At 71.6% G+C, this 18668-nt stretch carries 14 protein-coding genes and 1 riboswitch; of the genes, 11 read left to right on the top strand and 3 right to left on the bottom strand.

Annotation, left to right across the window (positions count from 1 at the left end; genetic code table 11):
• The first annotated feature begins 25 nt into the window (after positions 1–25).
• Positions 26–1045 (top strand): LacI family DNA-binding transcriptional regulator, encoded by a 1020-nt coding sequence (locus OG322_RS07785; RefSeq protein ID WP_123462835.1) that lies wholly within the window; start codon positions 26–28, stop codon positions 1043–1045.
• Between the two features lie 29 nt (positions 1046–1074).
• On the opposite strand, the gene OG322_RS07780 is transcribed toward OG322_RS07785, so the two are convergent.
• A complete protein-coding gene (locus OG322_RS07780; RefSeq protein WP_123466127.1) occupies positions 1075–2376 on the bottom strand; it encodes a citrate synthase in 1302 nt (433 codons plus the stop codon).
• Positions 2377–2488: 112 nt separating this feature from the next.
• On the opposite strand from OG322_RS07780, the gene OG322_RS07775 reads away from it, so the two are divergent.
• Both OG322_RS07775 and OG322_RS07770 read left to right on the top strand, forming a co-directional pair.
• On the top strand, positions 2489–3649 hold the full coding sequence (locus OG322_RS07775; protein ID WP_124285396.1) for a citrate synthase/methylcitrate synthase: 1161 nt from the start codon (positions 2489–2491) through the stop codon (positions 3647–3649).
• Between the two features lie 21 nt (positions 3650–3670).
• Positions 3671–4783 (top strand): CobW family GTP-binding protein, encoded by a 1113-nt coding sequence (locus tag OG322_RS07770; protein ID WP_123462839.1) that lies wholly within the window; start codon positions 3671–3673, stop codon positions 4781–4783.
• 22 nt (positions 4784–4805) lie between these two features.
• Here OG322_RS07770 and OG322_RS07765 read toward each other — a convergent pair whose 3' ends face one another.
• The gene (locus OG322_RS07765; protein WP_123462841.1) at positions 4806–7256 is read right to left on the bottom strand and encodes a DNA gyrase/topoisomerase IV subunit A; all 2451 of its coding nucleotides are present in this window, start codon (positions 7254–7256) and stop codon (positions 4806–4808) included.
• 247 nt (positions 7257–7503) lie between these two features.
• Between OG322_RS07765 and OG322_RS07760 the strand changes: the two genes are divergently transcribed.
• The 4 genes from OG322_RS07760 to OG322_RS07745 all read left to right on the top strand — a co-directional run bounded on the left by OG322_RS07760 (position 7504) and on the right by OG322_RS07745 (position 12449).
• The gene (locus OG322_RS07760) at positions 7504–8880 is read left to right on the top strand and encodes a M16 family metallopeptidase (protein ID WP_185095455.1); all 1377 of its coding nucleotides are present in this window, start codon (positions 7504–7506) and stop codon (positions 8878–8880) included.
• 26 nt (positions 8881–8906) lie between these two features.
• On the top strand, positions 8907–10289 hold the full coding sequence (locus OG322_RS07755; protein ID WP_123462845.1) for a M16 family metallopeptidase: 1383 nt from the start codon (positions 8907–8909) through the stop codon (positions 10287–10289).
• 212 nt (positions 10290–10501) lie between these two features.
• A riboswitch (cyclic di-AMP (ydaO/yuaA leader) is annotated at positions 10502–10668 on the top strand.
• A 13-nt stretch (positions 10669–10681) separates the two neighbouring features.
• Positions 10682–11518 carry a M23 family metallopeptidase gene (locus OG322_RS07750; protein ID WP_123462847.1) on the top strand — a complete coding sequence of 279 codons (837 nt, stop codon included), beginning with the start codon at positions 10682–10684 and terminating at the stop codon, positions 11516–11518.
• A 220-nt stretch (positions 11519–11738) separates the two neighbouring features.
• The gene (locus OG322_RS07745; RefSeq protein ID WP_123462849.1) at positions 11739–12449 is read left to right on the top strand and encodes a GntR family transcriptional regulator; all 711 of its coding nucleotides are present in this window, start codon (positions 11739–11741) and stop codon (positions 12447–12449) included.
• A gap of 176 nt (positions 12450–12625) precedes the next feature.
• Here OG322_RS07745 and OG322_RS07740 read toward each other — a convergent pair whose 3' ends face one another.
• Positions 12626–12907 carry an HPr family phosphocarrier protein gene (locus OG322_RS07740; RefSeq protein ID WP_266410823.1) on the bottom strand — a complete coding sequence of 94 codons (282 nt, stop codon included), beginning with the start codon at positions 12905–12907 and terminating at the stop codon, positions 12626–12628.
• A 173-nt stretch (positions 12908–13080) separates the two neighbouring features.
• Here OG322_RS07740 and OG322_RS07735 point away from each other — a divergent pair, with 173 nt between their 5' ends.
• From OG322_RS07735 to OG322_RS07720, 4 genes are all read left to right on the top strand, one after another.
• Positions 13081–15987, top strand: coding sequence for a bifunctional acetate--CoA ligase family protein/GNAT family N-acetyltransferase (locus OG322_RS07735; protein WP_329306242.1), 2907 nt, complete (start codon positions 13081–13083; stop codon positions 15985–15987).
• Between the two features lie 91 nt (positions 15988–16078).
• A complete protein-coding gene (locus OG322_RS07730) occupies positions 16079–16675 on the top strand; it encodes a DUF5998 family protein (RefSeq protein WP_123462856.1) in 597 nt (198 codons plus the stop codon).
• Positions 16675–17862, top strand: coding sequence for an alkaline phosphatase family protein (locus tag OG322_RS07725; RefSeq protein ID WP_123462858.1), 1188 nt, complete (start codon positions 16675–16677; stop codon positions 17860–17862). Before OG322_RS07730 ends, OG322_RS07725 begins: the two co-directional genes overlap by 1 nt.
• A gap of 88 nt (positions 17863–17950) precedes the next feature.
• Positions 17951–18601: a thymidine kinase gene (locus OG322_RS07720; protein WP_329306241.1), complete on the top strand. Its 651-nt coding sequence runs from the start codon at positions 17951–17953 to the stop codon at positions 18599–18601.
• Positions 18602–18668: the final 67 nt, after the last annotated feature.

Below are 18668 nucleotides of genomic sequence, written 5' to 3'. Positions count from 1 at the left end.
CGCTTCTTGCGCTAATCTTGCACGCATGACGCGACGACTTGCTCAGGTGGCCCAGAAAGTTGGAGTCAGCGAGGCCACGGTCAGCCGGGTGCTCAACGGCAAGCCAGGAGTCTCCGACGCCACGCGGCAGGCCGTCCTGTCCGCGCTGGACGTGCTCGGATACGAGCGGCCGACCCAGCTGCGCGGCGAGCGGGCCCGGCTGGTCGGCCTGGTCCTGCCCGAGCTGCAGAACCCGATCTTCCCCGCCTTCGCCGAGGTGGTCGGCGGCGCGCTGGCGCAGCAGGGCCTGACGCCCGTCCTGTGCACCCAGACCAAGGGCGGCGTCTCCGAGGCGGACTACGTCGAGCTGCTCCTCCAGCAGCAGGTCTCGGGCGTCGTCTTCGCCGGTGGCCTCTACGCTCAGGCCGATGCCCCGCACGACCACTACAAGGTGCTCGCCGACCGCAAGATCCCCGTCGTCCTGATCAACGCGGCCATCGCCCATCTCGGCTTCCCGGCCGTCTCCTGCGACGATTCCGTGGCCGTCGAGCAGGCCTGGCGCCATCTGGTCTCGCTGGGCCACGAGCGCATCGGTCTGGTGCTCGGCCCCTCGGACCACATGCCCTCGCTGCGCAAGCTGGCCGCCGCCCGGGTGCTCGCCGAGGAGTCCGGCACGGCCATCCCCGACGCGTGGGTGGCCAGGGCGATGTTCTCGCTGGAGGGAGGGCAGGCGGCCGCCATGCGACTGCTGGACGAAGGGGTCACGGGGTTCATCTGCGCCAGCGACCCGCTGGCCCTCGGGGTGGTGCGCGCGGCACGCCGCCGCGGTCTCTCGGTGCCCGCCGACGTCTCCGTCGTCGGGTACGACGACTCGGCGTTCATGAACTGCACCGAGCCGCCGCTGACCACGGTCCGCCAGCCGATCGAGGCCATGGGGCGGGCGGCCGTCGAGCTGCTCTCCGTGCAGATCGGGGGGCGTGCCGTGCCGTCCGACGAGCTGCTCTTCGAGCCCGAGCTGGTGGTACGCGGCTCCACGGCCCAGCCCCCGCGCAACGCTTCCCGCTGACCGTCGCTAATTTGCGACTGGCGAACCGTCTATTGCGGCGGCGTCCTTGTGGCATCGGGCAGCGGCCGAGGTGGCCGCGGCCCGGTGTACTGGCCGATGGGACGCATCCGCAGCGGTCGCTCCCCGTACTCCTCCAGGGCATGCGCGATCCACCCCGCCGTACGGGAGATCGCGAACACGGTCTCGCCCGACTCCGCGGCCATGCCCCAGGAGACGGACAGCACCGCGAGCGCCAGGTCGACGTTCGCGTGCAGTGGGGTGTGGCGCGCGGTCGTGGCGACCACATCGCGGGCCGCGGCCAGTGCCGGCGCCGCCCGCGGGACCTTCGCGAGCAGGGCGAACAGCGTCGTGGCCCGTGGGTCCTCGCCGGTGTAGAGCCGGTGGCCCAGCCCCGGTACCCGGCGTCCGGTACGGAGGTGGTCCGCGACCACCGGGGCCGCGCCGCCCCGTTCCAGGGCCTCGGCCAGCATCCGGTGCGCCAGTCCGCTGGCCGCGCCGTGCAGCGGCCCCTCCAGCACCCCCAGCCCCGCCGAGACCACGGCGTACGGGTGGGCCCGGGCGGAGGCCGCGACCCGGGCCGCCAGGGTGGAGGCGGCCAGATCGTGGTCGATCAACAGCCCCAGGGCGGTGTCCAGCACGTCGAGTGACGCCTCGTCGGCCGGGTGTGCGGTGAGTTTCGGCCACAGCTGACGCGCCAGCCCGGCGTCGGCGGACGCGACCGCGCCGCCGTCGACCCCGTCCGCGCCCACCGTCGGCAGTGCGGCCACCAGGGTGGGGATCAGACTCCGGGCGCCGCCCAGCACCGCCTCGCGCGACAGGTCGAACCGCAGTGGATCGGCGGCTGCCGCGGCGACGACCGCCACCCGCAGCCGGTCCGTCGAACCGCAGTGCGCCGGGAGTGCGCCGACCGTCCGGCGGGCCGCGGCCAGCGCTTCGGAAGGTGCCGTGAAGCGCGTGCCCGTCCGCAGCTCACCGGTCCAGAGCCATTCGGCGACCTCCTCGTAGGTATGGCGCCGGGCCAGCTCTGCGGCGTCCACGCCCCGGAAGTAGTAGCGGTCGTTCTCGATGAGCGTGATGCCGGTCCGGAAGGCCAGCTCACCGGTGGGGGAAGCGGGCTCCCTGCGTCCCGTACGCCGTGCCAGGGCGTCGACCTCCGCCGCGTCGAACGTGCTGCCCCGCCCGCCGGGCGCACGGTTGCTGCTCAGCTGGCCCCGGCTCACGTACGCGTACACCGTCTCTGGCTTCACGCCCAGGCGCTCGGCCGTCTCCCGGGTGGTGAGCCGGTGCGTTGCAGTGCCCGCACCGTCGCCCGCACCTGCTTGATCCGTCATGCTGCCCACCGTATCCATATTGATTCAATCAACATTGACAGATCTAAAGTCAAGCATGGACAGTCGAATCAATGTTAAGAGTCGCAGCACCGGAATGTCCATGGAGGACGCAATGACGACCATGACCGGCTCAGCCCCGCTCGACGTCCCCCGTGGCCTCGCGGGTGTCGTCGTCACCGACACGGCCCTCGGCGATGTCCGCGGCCGCGAGGGCTTCTACCACTACCGGCAGTACTCGGCGATCGAGCTGGCACAGACCCGCGGTTTCGAGGACGTCTGGTACCTGATGACCGAGGGCGAGCTGCCCGGTCCGGCCGCCCGCGCCGACTTCGCGGCCCGCACCGCGGCACTGCGCCGGCTGCCCGCGGAGGTACGTGACGCCCTGCCCGCCATAGCCCGCGCGGGCGCCGTCTCCGGCCCGCTCGCGGGGCTGCGCACGGCGCTCTCGCTGCTCGGCGCGTCGGCGGGCTTCCGTCCGGTGTACGACATCGACGCAGGGCGGCGCCGCGCCGACGCGCTGACCGCCTGCGCCGCGGTCCCCACCGTGCTCACCGCCCTGCACCGGCTCGGTCAGGGCCTCGAACCGGTGGAGCCGCGCGACGACCTGCCGTACGCGGCCAACTACCTCTACATGCTCACCGGTTCCGTGCCGGACGCCGCCCGGGTCAGGGCTGTCGAGCAGTACCTGATCTCCACCGTCGACCACGGCTTCAACGCCTCGACCTTCACCGGCCGGGTCGTCGCCTCCACCGGAGCCGACATCGCCGCCTGCCTGGTCGCGGCCGTCGGCGCACTCTCCGGACCGCTGCACGGCGGTGCGCCCAGCCGGGCCCTGGACACCCTGGACGCCATCGGGACCCCCGACCGCATCGACGGATGGATCCGCGAGCGCGTGCTCGCCGGCGACCGGATCATGGGCTTCGGGCACCCGGTCTACCGCACCGAGGACCCGCGCTCGCGCATGCTGCGAGGCATCGCCCAGAGCTTCGGCGGACCGCTCGTCGACTTCGCCGTCGAGGTGGAACGGCAGGTCGAGGCGATCCTCGCCGAGCTCAAGCCGGGGCGCGAACTGCACACCAACGTGGAGTTCTACGCCGGAGTGGTCATGGAGCTGTGCGGGCTGCCGCGCGAGATGTTCACACCGACGTTCTGCGCGGCGCGGGTGGTGGGCTGGAGCGCCAATATCCTGGAGCAGGCGGAGGACTCCAAGATCATCCGCCCGGCGGCCCGCTACGTCGGCCCGCCTCCGCCGCAGCCGGTCCCGGCCGCCTGACGTCCCCCGGAAGGGCCCCCGTTGAACCCGTCGCCCCCGCCCCGCAGCAGGCAGATCCCGGTCATCGTCCTCGCAGGATTCCTGGGATCCGGCAAGACGACGCTGCTCAACCACCTGCTGCGCCATCGCGCGGGAAACCGGATCGGCGTGATCGTCAACGACTTCGGGTCCATCGAGATCGACGCCATGACGGTGTCCGGACAGGTCGGCTCGACGGTCTCGCTCGGCGGCGGCTGCCTGTGCTGCGCGGTCGACGTGAGCGAGCTGGACACCTACCTGGAGACCCTGACCCGGCCCGCCGCCCGGCTCGACGTGATCGTCATCGAGGCGAGCGGGCTCGCCGAACCCCAGGAACTCGTACGGATGCTGCTGGCCAGCGACAACCCGCACATCGTGTACGGGGGACTGGTCGAGGTGGTCGACGCCGCCGAGTTCGCCGCCACCCGGGAACGTCACCCGGAGATCGACCGCCATCTCGCCGTCGCCGACCTCGTCGTGCTGAACAAGACGGACCGGGCCGCGGACGACGACCTGCTGCGCATCCGGGAGGCCGTCGCGGCCACCGGCAGTGCGGCGGCGGTCGTCCCCGCCATCTACGGACGCGTCGACCCCGAGCTGCTCTTCGATCCGGCGCTGCGGCCCGACCGCGAGGAGAAGGCCCGGCAGCTGACCTTCGAGGACCTGTACCTGGAGGAACGGGCGGCGCGGGCCGGTGAGGAGCACGGGGAGCATCTGCACGCGGCCTACGAGAGCGTCGACTTCACCTCCGACGTGCCCATGAGTCCCCGTCGGCTGATGGGCTTCCTGGACTCCCGGCCGGAAGGCCTCTACCGGATCAAGGGGTACGTCGACTTCGGCACGGGGGACCGGGACAACAGCTACGCGCTGCACGCCGTCGGCAGGTTCCTGCGGTTCGCCCCGCAGCCCTGGACCCGCGGCGAACCACGGCTGACGCGGCTCGTGCTGATCGGCTCGGGCATCGACGCCGAGGCCCTGCGCAAGGAGCTGGCGGACTGCCGCGAGACCGCCCCGCTGCCGGGGGAAGCGGCGCCGGACACAGCGCAGGACGCCGCACATGAGCGAAGCATGTGGGGCGTCCTGCGGTACGTGCAGCAGCCCGGCGACGACGCATAGCGCCACGGACCGGGCCGGCCGGTTACACGGGGCCGGCGATCACCGCGACCGGGGACTCCAGTGGCGTCCCCGAACCGTCGCGCCGCGGGTCGGGCTCGGGCAGCGTGGCCGGCGCGCCGTTCTTCTGCGCGGCGCGGGCGGGTGTCGGGCCCGCCCAGGCGAACGTCAGGATGTCCTCGCCCTTGAGGAACCGCTGACAGCGCACTCCGCCCGTGGCCCGGCCCTTGCGCGGGTACTGGTCGAACGGGGTGAACTTGCACGTCAGCACGGAGTCGTCGAGTGTGCCGTGCGAACCGGCGACCGTGAACACCATGGCGTCCGCGGCCGGATCCACCGCGGCGAAGGAGAGCACCTCCGCGCCCTCCGTGAGCTTGACGCCCGCCATACCGCCGGCCGGACGGCCCTGCGGGCGCACCTGCGCCGCCGGGTAGCGCAGCAGCTGCGCGTCCGAGGTGATGAAGACCAGGTCCTCCTCGCCGGTGCGCAGTTCCATCGCGCCGACGATCCGGTCACCGTCCTTGAGGGTGATGACCTCCAGCTCGTCCTTGTTGGCCGGATAGTCGGGCACCACGCGCTTCACGACGCCCTGCAGGGTGCCGACCGCCAGCCCCGGTGAGGACTCGTCGAGCGTGGTGAGGCAGATGATCTCCTCGTCCGCCTCCAGGGTGAGGAACTCGGCGACCATCGCGCCGCCCGAGAGGCTGGGCGCCGCATGGGTGTCCGGCAGCTGCGGCAGATCGATCACCGCGAGCCGCATCAGCCGCCCCGTCGAGGTCACCACGCCGACATCACCCCGTGCCGTGGCCGGCACGGCCGACACGATCACATCGTGTTTGGCGCGCTTGGCGTCCTCGGCGAAGACGATCGGGTCGCCGTTGGCCGTACGGGCCAGCAGACCGGTCGAGGACAGCAGCACCCGGCACGGGTCGTCCGCGACCTCCAGCGGTACCGCCGCGACCTGCGAACCGGCCGACTCCAGCAGCACCGTACGCCGGTCGGTGCCGAACTTCTTGGCGACCGCGGCCAGTTCCGTGGAGACGAGCTTGCGCAGCTCGGTGTCCGAGTCGAGGATCGCGGTCAGCTCGTCGATCTCGGCGTTGAGCCGGTCCCGCTCGCTCTCCAGCTCGACCCGGTCGAACCGGGTGAGCCGGCGCAGCGGGGTGTCCAGGATGTACTGCGTCTGGACCTCGCTCAGCGAGAAGTGCTCGATGAGCCGGTCCTTGGCCTGCGCCGAGTTGTCGCTGGATCGGATGAGCCGGATGACCTCGTCGATGTCGATCAGTGCGACGAGGAGGCCCTCGACCAGGTGCAGCCGGTTGCGGCGCTTGGTCCGGCGGAACTCGCTGCGCCGGCGCACCACGTCGAAGCGGTGGTCGAGGTAGACCTCCAGGAGCTCCTTGAGGCCCAGGGTGAGCGGCTGCCCGTCCACCAGCGCCACATTGTTGATGCCGAAGGACTCCTCCATCGGCGTCAGCTTGTAGAGCTGCTCCAGCACGGCCTCCGGCACGAAGCCGTTCTTGACCTCGATGACCAGGCGCAGTCCGTGCGAGCGGTCGGTGAGGTCCTTGACGTCCGCGATGCCCTGGAGCTTTTTCGCCGAGACCAGGTCCTTGATCTTGGCGATCACCTTCTCCGGACCGACGCTGAAGGGCAGTTCGGTGACGACCAGACCCTTGCGGCGTGCCGTGACGTTCTCCACGGCGACGGTGGCGCGGATCTTGAACGAGCCGCGGCCTCCCGCGTAGGCGTCCTTGATGCCGCCGAGGCCCACGATCCGGCCACCGGTCGGCAGGTCGGGACCGGGGACGAACCGCATCAGGGTCTCCAGGTCCGCGCCCGGATGCTTGATCAGGTGGCGGGCGGCGGCGATGACCTCGCCCAGGTTGTGCGGCGGCATGTTCGTCGCCATGCCGACGGCGATCCCGGTCGTGCCGTTGACCAGGAGGTTCGGATAGGCGGCCGGGAGGACGACCGGCTCCTGCTCCTGGCCGTCGTAATTCGACTGGAAAGCGACGGTGTCCTCGTCGATCGACTCCGTCATCAACGACGTCGCGTCGGCCATCCGGCACTCGGTGTACCGCATGGCGGCCGGCGGGTCGTCGTTGCCGAGCGAGCCGAAGTTTCCGTGTCCGTCGACGAGGGGGAGCCGCATGGAGAACGGCTGTGCCATCCGCACCAGGGCGTCGTAGATCGACGCGTCCCCGTGCGGGTGCAGCTTACCCATGACCTCGCCGACGACGCGGGCGCACTTCACATAGCCGCGGTCCGGGCGCAGGCCCATCTCGTTCATCTGGTAGACGATGCGGCGGTGCACCGGCTTCAAGCCGTCACGGGCGTCCGGCAGGGCCCGTGAGTAGATCACCGAGTACGCGTACTCAAGGAAGGAGCCCTGCATTTCGTCGACGACGTCGATGTCGAGGATCTTCTCCTCGAAGTCGTCCGGCGGCGGGGTCTTCGTGCTGCGGCGGGCCATCGCTGCTGCGACTCCTTCACGGATTCTGTTCGGGCAACCTCAGGTTCTGACGCGGACCATTGTGGACCGCCGCACTGACAACTCCGACCTCGACCCGTCCCAAAGGGGGTTCTCCACCCGTCCCGAGGGGGTCCGGACGCCGCTTTCCGGTGACCTGCGCGGCACGGAGACTTCGCCAGGCGCCGGTGTGCCTGCTTACAGTGGCAGGTCTCGCATCACATCCAGTATCGCGATCGAAGGGACGTACATGCCCATGGGTCACACGGCCACAGCCCAGGCCGGCTCCGGCGGCTTGACAGCGACCGAGCACCGTCTGGCCAACGGCCTGCGCGTGGTGCTCTCCGAGGACCATCTGACCCCGGTCGCCGCGGTGTGCCTCTGGTACGACGTCGGCTCGCGCCACGAGGTCAAGGGACGCACCGGTCTGGCTCACCTCTTCGAGCACCTGATGTTCCAGGGCTCGGGCCAGGTCAAGGGGAACGGACACTTCGAGCTGGTGCAGGGCGCCGGCGGCTCCCTCAACGGCACCACCAGCTTCGAGCGGACCAACTACTTCGAGACGATGCCCACGCACCAGCTGGAGCTGGCCCTGTGGCTCGAGGCCGACCGGATGGGCTCACTGCTCGCCGAGCTCGACGAGAAGTCCATGGAGAACCAGCGCGACGTCGTCAAGAACGAGCGCCGCCAGCGCTACGACAACGTCCCGTACGGCACCGCGTTCGAGCGGCTGACGGCTCTCGTCCACCCGGACGACCACCCGTACCACCACACCCCGATCGGGTCAATGGCCGACCTGGACGCGGCGACCCTCGAGGACGCGCGGACCTTCTTCCGTACGTACTACGCGCCCAACAACGCGGTGCTCTCGGTCGTCGGCGACATCGACCCCGAGCAGACGCTCGCCTGGATCGAGAAGTACTTCGGAACCATCCCCTCCCACGACGGCAAGCAGCCGCCGCGGGACGGCAAGCTGCCCGAGGTCATCGGCCGTGAGCTGCGCGAGGAGGTCCGCGAGGAGGTCCCGGCGCGTGCGCTGATGGCCGCCTACCGGCTGCCGCACGACGGCACCCGGGAGTGCGACGCCGCGGATCTCGCGCTGACCGTGCTGGGCGGTGGCGAGTCGTCCCGGCTGCACAACCGCCTGGTGCGCCGCGACCGGACGGCCGTCGGGGCCGGGTTCTGGATGCTGCGGCTGGCCGGTGCGCCCTCGCTCGGCTGGCTGGACGTCAAGACGTCCGGCGGTGTCGAGGTGGCGCAGGTCGAGGCCGCGGTCGACGAGGAGCTCGCCCGGTTCGCCGAGGAGGGCCCGACCCCCGAGGAAATGGAGCGCGCCCAGGCCCAGTTGGAGCGCGAGTGGCTGGACCGGCTCGGTACGGTCGCGAGCCGGGCCGACGAACTGTGCCGGTTCGCCGTGCTGTTCGGTGACCCGCAGCGCGCCCTGACCGCCGTGAACCGGGTGCTCGACATCACCGCCGAAGAGGTCCGGGCGGCCGCCAGGGCCCAGCTGCGGCCCGACAACCGGGCGGTGCTGGTCTACGAGCCGGTCGAGTCGGCGGAGCCCGCCGAAGAGGCCGAAGAAGGCGCCGCCAACGACACCGACGCGCACGAAGGAGCGGACAAGTGAGCGACGCTGCCGCGACTGGAGTTTCGATGAAGTACCACCCGCAGCCCGCACCCGGAGTGGCCAGGCCCTGGGCCTTCCCCGCACCCGAGCGCGGCTCCCTGCCCAACGGCCTCACGGTGCTGCGCTGCCACCGCCCCGGCCAGCAGGTCGTCGCGGTCGAGATCTTCCTCGAGGCCCCGCTGGAGGCCGAGCCCGAGGGCCTGGACGGGGTGGCCACGATCATGTCGCGCGCCCTGTCCGAGGGCACCGACAAGCACAGTGCCGAGGAGTTCGCCGCCGAGCTGGAGCGGTGCGGCGCCACCCTGGACGCCCACGCCGACCACCCCGGCGTCCGGGTCTCCCTGGAGGTTCCCGCCTCCCGGCTGGCCAAGGCGCTCGGTCTGGTCGCCGAGGCCCTGCGGGCGCCGGCCTTCGCCGACAGCGAGATCGAGCGGCTGGTGAACAACCGGCTCGACGAGATCCCGCACGAGCAGGCGAACCCCGCCCGGCGCGCCGCCAAGCAGCTCTCCAAGGAGCTCTTCCCGGCCACGGCCCGCATGTCGCGCCCGCGCCTGGGCACCGAGAAGACCGTGGAGCGGATCGACTCCGCGGCCGTGCGCGCCTTCTACGACGCCCACGTGAGGCCGTCCACCGCGACCGCCGTGGTCGTCGGTGACCTCACCGGCATCGACCTGGACGCCCTGCTCGCAGACACCGTCGGCGACTGGTCGGGCAACACGGCCGAGTCCCGTCCGGTCCCGCCGATCACCGCCGACGACACCGGCCGGGTGGTGATCGTGGACCGCCCCGGAGCGGTGCAGACGCAGCTGCTGATCGGCCGGATCGGCGCCGACCGGCACGACAGCGTCTGGCCCGCCCAGGTGCTCGGCACCTACTGCCTGGGCGGCACGCTGACGTCCCGGCTGGACCGGGTGCTGCGCGAGGAGAAGGGGTACACCTACGGCGTACGCGCCTTCGCCCAGGTGCTGCGTTCCTCGGCCCCCGACTCCGCGGCGGGGGCGACGGGCGCCTCGATGCTCGCCATCAGCGGCTCGGTGGACACGGAGTCCACCGGTCCGGCGCTGGAGGACCTGTGGAAGGTGCTGCGGACCCTGGCCGCGGAGGGCCTGACGGACGCCGAGCGCGAGACGGCCGTGCAGAACCTCGTGGGTGTCGCACCGCTGAAGTTCGAGACGGCGGCCTCCGTCGCCGCCACCCTCGCGGACCAGGTCGAGCAGCACCTCCCGGACGACTACCAGGCGCAGCTGTACGCGCGCCTCGCCGAGACCGGCACGGTGGAGGCGACGGCAGCCGTGGTCAGCGCCTTCCCGGGGGACCGGCTCGTCACGGTCCTCGTCGGGGACGCCGCGCAGATCGAGGAGCCCGTCAGGGCCCTCGGTATCGGAGAGGTTTCGGTCGTCACCGGCTGACCGGTCACTCTCCCCGATAACGGGGCAAAAGAAAGACCCTGGCGGTCGGTGATCCGCCAGGGTCTTTCCTTTTTGTCCGGTATAGGGGAGAGGTTGCCTGTCTGCCCTGTGGGATGCGCTACAAAACCGCCTGTCCGTTTGGTGTGGGGAAGTGCCCCCGTCTAGCGTCGGCTCGGCTGTCCGTCACTCGTATGCCGCATCCGCGACATACCGGGCAGTCATCGCCGAGTCCCCGTCAGGCGCGAGCCCGGGGAGCCGGGGACCCACGCAGTCCCTGGGGTGAATCGGATGCCCATGCCTCAGCGAGGCCGGGGGATCCGTAGGAGACCTTCCTGCTCCGAACCCGTCAGCTAACCCGGTAGGCGAGAAGGAAGGAAAGGACCAGCCACTTCATGGCGTTCACCCGTGCCACGGGGAAGCACCGTGCCCCGAGCCGTCTGACGCGCTGCGGCGCGAAGGCCGTCGGCATCGCGACCCTGGCCACCACCGGCGTCATCGGCTCCCTGGCCTCCCCGGCCCTCGCCGCGGACACCGAGACCCCCGCCCCCGGCGAGACCGGCCTCTCCCAGGTCATCGCCATCGAGGGCGACCTGGCCGACCGGATCAACGCGCAGGCGGACGCGCAGCAGCACCAGGCCGACGTCGCCGCCCAGGCGAAGGCGGAAGCCAAGGCGAAGGCCCAGGCCGAGAAGAAGGCTGAAGCGAAGAAGAAGGCCGAGGCCAAGGCCAGGGCGGCCGCGAAGGCCAAGGCCGCCGCCAGGGCCGAGGAGGCCCGCGAGTCCGAGGCGCGTGCCGCCCGCTCCGCCGAGCGCGCCCGGCTGGGCACCTTCCAGCTCCCCGTCGCAGGTTCCTATGTGAGCACCGGCTACAAGTCCAGCGGCTCCCTGTGGTCCTCCGGCAGCCACTCCGGCATCGACTTCCACGCCGCGTCCGGCAGCTCCGTCGTCGCCGTCGGCGCCGGTACGGTCGTCGAGGCCGGCTGGGGCGGCGCGTACGGCAACAACATCGTGCTCCGGATGACGGACGGCACGTACACCCAGTACGGCCACCTCTCCTCGATCGGCGTCTCCGTCGGCCAGAGTGTCGGCCAGGGACAGCGGATCGGCCTCTCCGGCTCCACCGGCAACTCCACCGGACCGCACCTCCACTTCGAGGCCCGGACCACGCCGTCGTACGGCTCCGACATGGACCCGGTCGCGTATCTGCGCGCCCACGGCGTCACCGTCTGACCGACGCGAGGAACCTCGGTGAAGGCCCCGGCACCGCGCCGGGGCCTTCGTCGTGCCCGGCCGTCGGACCGGGGCGCGGAGCCCGTTTTTGAACCCGTCCATGACCAAAAGATATTGATGAATTTCCACCCGGCATCGGAAATGCGACCGCATTGCAATAGAGTCGCAGGGCAGGCGTCGATCGGCCGCGTTCCGCGGGGATTAAGGCGGAGGTTCGGACATGCGCATTCCGGCGCATTCGGTATGCACGGCAATCCGTGAAGACATCGTCTCCGGTGTCTTCGAACGCGGCAGCCGACTCACCGAGGAGGTGCTCGCACGCCGTTACGGGGTTTCCCGCGTCCCGGTGCGTGAAGCGCTGCGCACTCTGGAGTCCGAGGGCTTCGTGGTCACCCGCAGGCATGCCGGGGCCTGCGTCGCCGAGCCGGACGAGCAGGAGGCCGCCGACCTCCTGGAGGTCCGGATGCTGCTGGAGCCGCTCGGTGCGGCCCGTGCCGCCCAGCGCCGCACCGAGGCCCACCTCAAGGTGCTGCGTGGCCTGGTCAGGCTGGGTCAGGAGCGGGCCCGCCGGGGCGAGGGCGAGGATCTGCGCTCACTGGGCGGCTGGTTCCACGAGACCCTGGCCCAGGCCTCCGGCAGCCCCGGTCTGATCGCGCTGCTCACCCAGCTCCGGCACAAGATCGCCTGGATGTACGTGGTCGACCAGCCGGCCCGCCCCGCCGATTCCTGGGCCGAGCACGGGGCCATCGTGGACGCCGTGGCGCGCGGTGACGCGGAACGGGCGAGGGCGCTGGCCGCGCAGCACGCCGAGCGGGCCACCGCCGCGCACCGGCTGCGCCGCCCCGGTCGGCCGGGTGCCGGCGTCGTGCCCCGCGCCGGCCGGGTGAGATCTTCGCAACATGCTGTAAACACCCCGAGCGGCCGGCATTAACAATGACGCCGTATACAAGGAGCGGCTATTCGGTAGGGCTTTCTTTTCGCTGCCCTGAATTCATTCCGGCGGCCCGTCCCAAGGGGCCGGAATCCCGCGCAAATGAAAGAGCCGCGACTCCCCGTCAGGGGCGCCGCGGCTCGTGCGCAGGAATTCCGGCGGTCGGGACCGCTGGATCAGACGGTCTCCGGAAGCTCGTCGAGCCCCTCGGCGACCAGCTTGGACAGACGGTCCAGAGCGGCTTCGGCGTTGTCGGCATCGGAGGCGAGAACGATCTCCTCGCCACCCTGGGCGCCGAGCCCGAGCACCGCGAGCATGGACGCGGCGTTCACCGGGTTGCCGTCGGCCTTGGCTATGGTCACGGGTATACCGGAGGCCGTGGCGGCACGGACGAAGATGGATGCGGGGCGGGCGTGCAGGCCCTCGGCCCAACCGACGTTGACGCGGCGCTCAGCCATGGTTCTGCCCTTCACGAATCAATGGTTGTCTAGACCAGTCTCTCATGCAGTGCGCGATGCTCCGGCCGACCCGCGGCCCGTCCGCGGCCCGCGTCGTACCGTCGATCGGCCACCCTCAGACTGCCCCGGCCCCGGCCCCCACGCGACCGCTGACAGAGCCGTACGCTTTGCCCATGGAGCCCTCTCCGGAGCAGAGTCCGCATCACGTCTACCCCGACCACTGGGAGGCGGACGTGGTGCTCCGCGACGGCGGCACCGCGCGGATCAGGCCGATCACCACGGACGATGCCGAACGGCTGGTCAGCTTCTACGAGCAGGTTTCCCCGGAGTCGAAGTACTACCGCTTCTTCGCTCCCTACCCCCGGCTCTCCGCCAAGGACGTCCACCGCTTCACCCACCACGACTACGTCGACCGGGTGGGACTCGCCGTCACGGTGGGCGGCGAGTTCATCGCCACCGTCCGCTTCGACCGGATCGACGCCCGGGGCAGGCCCGCGTCGGCCCCGGCGGACGAGGCCGAGGTCGCCTTCCTCGTCCAGGACGCGCATCAGGGCCGCGGCGTCGCCTCCACGCTGCTCGAACACATCGCGGCCGTTGCCCGCGAGCGCGGCATCCGGCGCTTCGCCGCCGAGGTGCTGCCGGCCAACAACAAGATGATCAAGGTGTTCCGGGACGCCGGGTACACCCAGCAGCGCAGCTTCGAGGACGGCACCGTCCACCTCACCCTGGACCTCGAACCGACCGCCGAGTCGCTCGCCGTCCAGCGCGCCCGGGAGCAGCGTGCCGAGGCGCGGTCCGTGCAGCGGCTGCTCGCCCCAGGCTCCGTCGCCGTCATCGGCGCCGGCCGCACCCCCGGCGGCGTCGGCCGTACGGTCCTGCGCAACCTCCTGGGCGCGGGTTTCACCGGCCGCACCTACGCCGTGAACAGCGCCTTCCCCGCCGATCAGGACACCATCGACGGGGTGCCCGCCCACCGCTCCCTCGGCGAGATCGGCGAATCCGTCGACCTCGCCGTCGTCGCCGTACCCGCCGAGCGGGTGCCGGAGGCCGTCGCCGACTGCGGGGAACACGGCGTCCAGGGACTGGTGGTCCTCTCCGCCGGATACGCCGAGTGGGGCGCCGAGGGCCGCGAACGGCAGCGCGAACTGGTGCGCCAGGCCCGCTCGTACGGAATGCGGATCATCGGCCCGAACGCCTTCGGCATCATCAACAACTCCGAAGCGGTCCGGCTGAACGCCTCGCTGGCCCCGGAACGGCCCGCCTCCGGGCGCATCGGCCTGTTCACCCAGTCCGGCGCGATCGGCATCGCACTGCTCTCCGGGCTCTACCGGCGCGGCGCGGGGCTCTCCACCTTCATCTCGGCCGGAAACCGCGCCGACATCTCCGGCAACGACTTCCTCCAGTACTGGTACGAGGACCCGGACACCGATGTCGCCCTGCTGTACCTCGAATCCCTCGGCAACCCCCGCAAGTTCACCCGCCTCGCCCGGCGTACCGCCGCGGTGAAGCCGGTGGTCGTGGTGAAGGGCGCCCGGCACAGCGGCTCCACCCCGCCGGGCCACGCCGTACCCATCAGCCGGATCCCGGACGCCACGGTCTCCGCGCTGATGCGGCAGGCGGGCGTGATCCGCGTCGACACGGTGACGGAGATGGTCGACGCGGGCCTGCTCCTCGCCGGCCAGCCGCTCCCGGCGGGCGGCCGCGTCGCGATCCTCGGCAACTCCGAGTCCCTCGGGCTGCTCACCTACGACGCCTGCCTGGCCGAGGGGCTCCGGCCGAGGCCGCCCATCGACCTGACCACCGCGGCCACCCCGCAGGACTTCCGGGAGGCGCTGGCCCAGGCGCTGGCCGACGAGGGCTGCGACGCGGTGATCGTGACGGCGATCCCGTGGGTGGGCGAGGACGGCGAGGCGGAGCCCGGTGACGGCGAGGTACTGGCCACCGCCCTGCACACGGCGGCCGCCGCGGGGCCGGCCAAGCCGGTGGCCGTCGTCCATGTGGAGATAGGCGGCCTCGCGGAGGCCCTGGCCGCGGCGACCAGTACGGTGGCCCAGCAGCGCCCGGCCCCGGCCTCATCCGGTGTCGCGGCGCCGGGACGGTCCTCGGGCACCTCCGCGGCGACACCGCCTCCGGCAACGCCCCCGCCCCCCGGCGGACCGGACACCGCCCCCGCGTCGGCCGCCCCCGAGGGAGCCCGCGCCGTCGGCAGGATCCCCGCCTACCCCGCCGCCGAACGTGCCGTCCGCGCGCTCGCCGAAACGGTGAACTACGCCCAGTGGCGACGCCAGGCCGCGGTCCCCGGCAAGGTGCCCGAGTTCCTCGACGACACCATCGACGAGCCGGGTGCGGCCGCCCGCATCGACGCGCTGCTCGGCGAGGACCCTGATCCGCGGGGCAGGCCCCTGGCTCATGACGAGGCCCGCGAGCTCCTGGCCTGCTACGGCATCGCCGTCCGGCCGACGCTGCCGGCCCCCGACGCGGAGGCGGCCGTCGCCGCCGCCGCGCAACTCGGCTACCCGGTGGCGCTGAAGACCACCGCGCCCCATCTGCGCCACCGCGCCGACCTGGGCGGCGTCCGGCTGGACCTGGCCACCGAGTCCGCGCTGCGCCGCGCGTACGCCGAACTGACCGACCTCCTCGGCAAGCCCGCCGAACTCCGTCCCGTCGTGCAGGCCATGGCCCCGCGCGGTGTCGACACCGTCGTGCGGGCCACGATCGACCCGGCCGCGGGCGCCGTCCTCTCCTTCGGCCTGGCGGGTGCGCCCTCCGAGCTCCTCGGCGACACCGCCCACCGCCTGGTTCCGGCCACCGACCGGGACGCCGCCGAGCTGATCCGCTCGATCAGGGCGGCCCCGGTCCTCTTCGGCTGGCGCGGCTCGGCCCCCGTGGACACCGCGGCGCTGGAAGAACTGCTGCTCAGGGTCTCCCTGCTGGTCGACGACCACCCCGAGGTGGTCTCCATCGCCCTGGAGCCGGTCGTGGTCGCCACCCAGGGGCTGACCGTCCTCGGGGCGAGCGTCCGGCTCTCACCGCCCCCGGCCCGCACCGACCTCGGCCCCCGCCGCCTCTCCAACTACTGAACCGTCCCGGCCCGCGTCGCCGCGGAAGCCGTCCGGGACGGGGTGGGCAGGACGTCCCCGGCAGTCATCCGCCCCCCGTAGGATGGTCCGTATGGCTAAGACCGGTACGACGACCCAGGGGCTGCGCGCGGCGATCGAGCGCAGCGGCTACTACCCGGCCCTCGTGGCCGAGGCGGTGGAGGCCGCCGTGGGCGGTGAGCCGGTCGCTTCGTACCTGGTGCACCAGGAGACCACCTTCGACTCCAACGAGGTGCGCCGGCACGTCACGGTCCTGGTGCTCACGGACAACCGTTTCGTCGTCAGCCACACCGACGAGCAGAACGCCGACACCAGCTCCCCGACGCCCTACGCCACCACCTCCACCGAGTCGGTCAAGCTGGACCGGATCTCCTCGGTCGTGGTCAGCCGTGTCGTGGCCAACCCGGAGAAGTACGTCCCCGGCACGCTGCCCCGTGAGGTCGTCCTGACCATCGGCTGGGGCGCGGTCTCCCGGATCGACCTGGAGCCCGCCGCCTGCGGCGACCCCAACTGCGAGGCCGACCACGGCTACACCGGCAGTTCCACCGCCGACGACCTGAGCCTGCGGGTCAGCGAGGCCGGCGACGGTCCCGACACCGTGCGCCAGACCCTGGCCTTCGCCCAGGCGCTCTCCGAGGCCACGGCCGCGACCGCGGCGGCCGGCCGCTGATGGTCCAGCCGGCCTGGCAGGACCCCGTCCTGCTGCCCGTCGACACCGCCCCGGTGCCCGAGTACGGCAGCGGCTCGCTCGCCGATCTGCTGCCCACGCTCGTCGCGGGACAGGGCGTGCCCGGTTTCACCTCGGCGATCGCCGAGCTCACGCCCGCCGACCGGAACTGCGTCTTCCTGATCGACGGACTCGGCTGGGAGCAGATCCGGGCCCACCCGGACGAGGCCCCCTTCCTGCACTCCCTGCTGCCCACCTCGCGCGGCGGCACGGGCCGCCCGATAACCGCGGGCTTCCCGGCCACCACCGCGACCTCGCTGGCCTCGGTCGGCACCGGGCTGCCCCCGGGCGAGCACGGCCTTCCGGGGTACACGGTGCGCAATCCCGACACCGGCGCGCTGATGAACCAGCTCCGCTGGAGGCCCTGGACGCAGCCCAGGGTCTGGCAGCCCCACCCCACCGTCTTCACGCTCGCCGACGCGGCCGGAGTGCGTACCGCGCAGGTCTCCGCGCCCGCCTTCGAGCAGACCCCGCTCACCAAGGTCGCGCTCAGCGGCGGCTCGTTCCTCGGCCGGCTGACCGGCGAGGACCGGATGGACGTCGCCGCCGAGCGACTGGCCGCCGGCGACCGCACCCTCGTCTACACGTACTACAGCGAGGTCGACGGCATGGGGCACCGCTTCGGCGTCGACTCCGACGCCTGGCGCGGCCAGCTGATGCACGTCGACGGACTGGCCAGGCGCCTCGCCGAACAGCTCCCGCCCCGCTCGGCGCTGTACATCACCGCCGACCACGGCATGATCGACATCCCGTTCGACGAGCAGTCCAGGATCGATTTCGACGAGGACTGGGAGCTGCGCGCGGGCGTCGCGCTGCTCGGCGGCGAGGGCCGCGCCCGCCATGTGTACGCCGTCCCGGGCGCCGAGGCCGATGTGCTGACCGTCTGGCGCGAGGTGCTCGGCGAGCAGTTCTGGGTGGCGAGCCGGGACGAGGCCGTCGCGGCGGGCTGGTTCGGCCCCCGGGTCGACGAACGGGTCCTCGGCCGGATCGGCGACGTGGTCGCGGCGGCCCACGACGACGTGGTGATCACCGCCTCCGACAACGAGCCCCACGAGTCGGCGATGGTGGGCATGCACGGCTCGATGACCCCCGTCGAGCAGCTCGTCCCGCTCTTCGAAGTACGCACCTAGGCGTCTTCTGAAAGTCCCGCACACGCCGTAGCCGTACCGGCCCGCTCCACGACCCTCCCCGTCCGTCCCGAAAGGTGCTCGACCCCTCATGCCCGAGCTGGTGTTTTTCTCCGGAACCATGGATTGCGGGAAGAGCACACTTGCTCTGCAGCGAATTCACAATCGGTCGGCGCGGGGTCTGCAGGGTGTGATCTTTACGCGCGATGACCGGGCGGGGGAGGGGAAGCTGTCTTCGCGGCTCGGTCTGATGACGGATGCTGTCGAGGCGGCGCCGGAGATGGATCTGTACGCCTACGTCGTGGGTCGTATGTCGCAGGGCGACAGGGTCGACTACCTGATTGTGGATGAGGCACAGTTCCTGGCGTCGGAGCAGGTCGACCAGTTGGCGCGGGTCGTGGACGACCTGGACCTCGACGTCTTCACCTTCGGTATCACGACCGACTTTCGGGCCAGGCTCTTCCCGGGCTCGCAGCGACTGATCGAGCTGGCGGACCGGATAGAGGCGCTCCAGGTGGAGGCGATGTGCTGGTGCGGGGCGCGCGCTACGCACAATGCCCGCACGGTGGGTGGCGAGATGGTGGTGGAGGGTGAGCAGGTCGTGGTCGGTGATGTGAGCTGCCCCGCCGGGGAGGTCGGCTATGAGGTGTTGTGCCGACGTCACCATCGGCGCCGTATGACGAGCGCTGCTGTGCGTGCCGGCGCGCTCTCGCCGGACGTCCTGCCGGTCGCCGCGGACTGAGCCTCGAACCCGTCTGCCACGCGATCGGTCCTACGGCCGCCCGTCCGAGAAGCGCAACTCATGACGC

Origin of the sequence: Streptomyces sp. NBC_01260 (genome assembly GCF_036226405.1) — a bacterium.
In the GTDB taxonomy this organism is placed as follows: domain Bacteria; phylum Actinomycetota; class Actinomycetes; order Streptomycetales; family Streptomycetaceae; genus Streptomyces; species Streptomyces laculatispora.
This window is presented reverse-complemented; position numbering and strand designations above follow the sequence as displayed.

Bases quoted from the DNA above. Each gene is read 5' to 3' on its own strand.
- OG322_RS07720 (WP_329306241.1), top strand. From the start codon at position 17,951: ATGCCCGAGCTGGTGTTTTTCTCCGGAACCATGGATTGCGGGAAGAGC.
- OG322_RS07755 (WP_123462845.1), top strand. From the start codon at position 8,907: ATGAAGTACCACCCGCAGCCCGCACCCGGAGTGGCCAGGCCCTGGGCC.
- OG322_RS07735 (WP_329306242.1), top strand. From the start codon at position 13,081: ATGGAGCCCTCTCCGGAGCAGAGTCCGCATCACGTCTACCCCGACCAC.
- OG322_RS07760 (WP_185095455.1), top strand. From the start codon at position 7,504: ATGCCCATGGGTCACACGGCCACAGCCCAGGCCGGCTCCGGCGGCTTG.
- OG322_RS07750 (WP_123462847.1), top strand. From the start codon at position 10,682: ATGGCGTTCACCCGTGCCACGGGGAAGCACCGTGCCCCGAGCCGTCTG.
- OG322_RS07725 (WP_123462858.1), top strand. From the start codon at position 16,675: ATGGTCCAGCCGGCCTGGCAGGACCCCGTCCTGCTGCCCGTCGACACC.
- OG322_RS07730 (WP_123462856.1), top strand. From the start codon at position 16,079: ATGGCTAAGACCGGTACGACGACCCAGGGGCTGCGCGCGGCGATCGAG.
- OG322_RS07775 (WP_124285396.1), top strand. From the start codon at position 2,489: ATGACGACCATGACCGGCTCAGCCCCGCTCGACGTCCCCCGTGGCCTC.
- OG322_RS07745 (WP_123462849.1), top strand. From the start codon at position 11,739: ATGCGCATTCCGGCGCATTCGGTATGCACGGCAATCCGTGAAGACATC.
- OG322_RS07785 (WP_123462835.1), top strand. From the start codon at position 26: ATGACGCGACGACTTGCTCAGGTGGCCCAGAAAGTTGGAGTCAGCGAG.
- OG322_RS07765 (WP_123462841.1), bottom strand. From the start codon at position 7,256: ATGGCCCGCCGCAGCACGAAGACCCCGCCGCCGGACGACTTCGAGGAG.
- OG322_RS07740 (WP_266410823.1), bottom strand. From the start codon at position 12,907: ATGGCTGAGCGCCGCGTCAACGTCGGTTGGGCCGAGGGCCTGCACGCC.
- OG322_RS07780 (WP_123466127.1), bottom strand. From the start codon at position 2,376: ATGACGGATCAAGCAGGTGCGGGCGACGGTGCGGGCACTGCAACGCAC.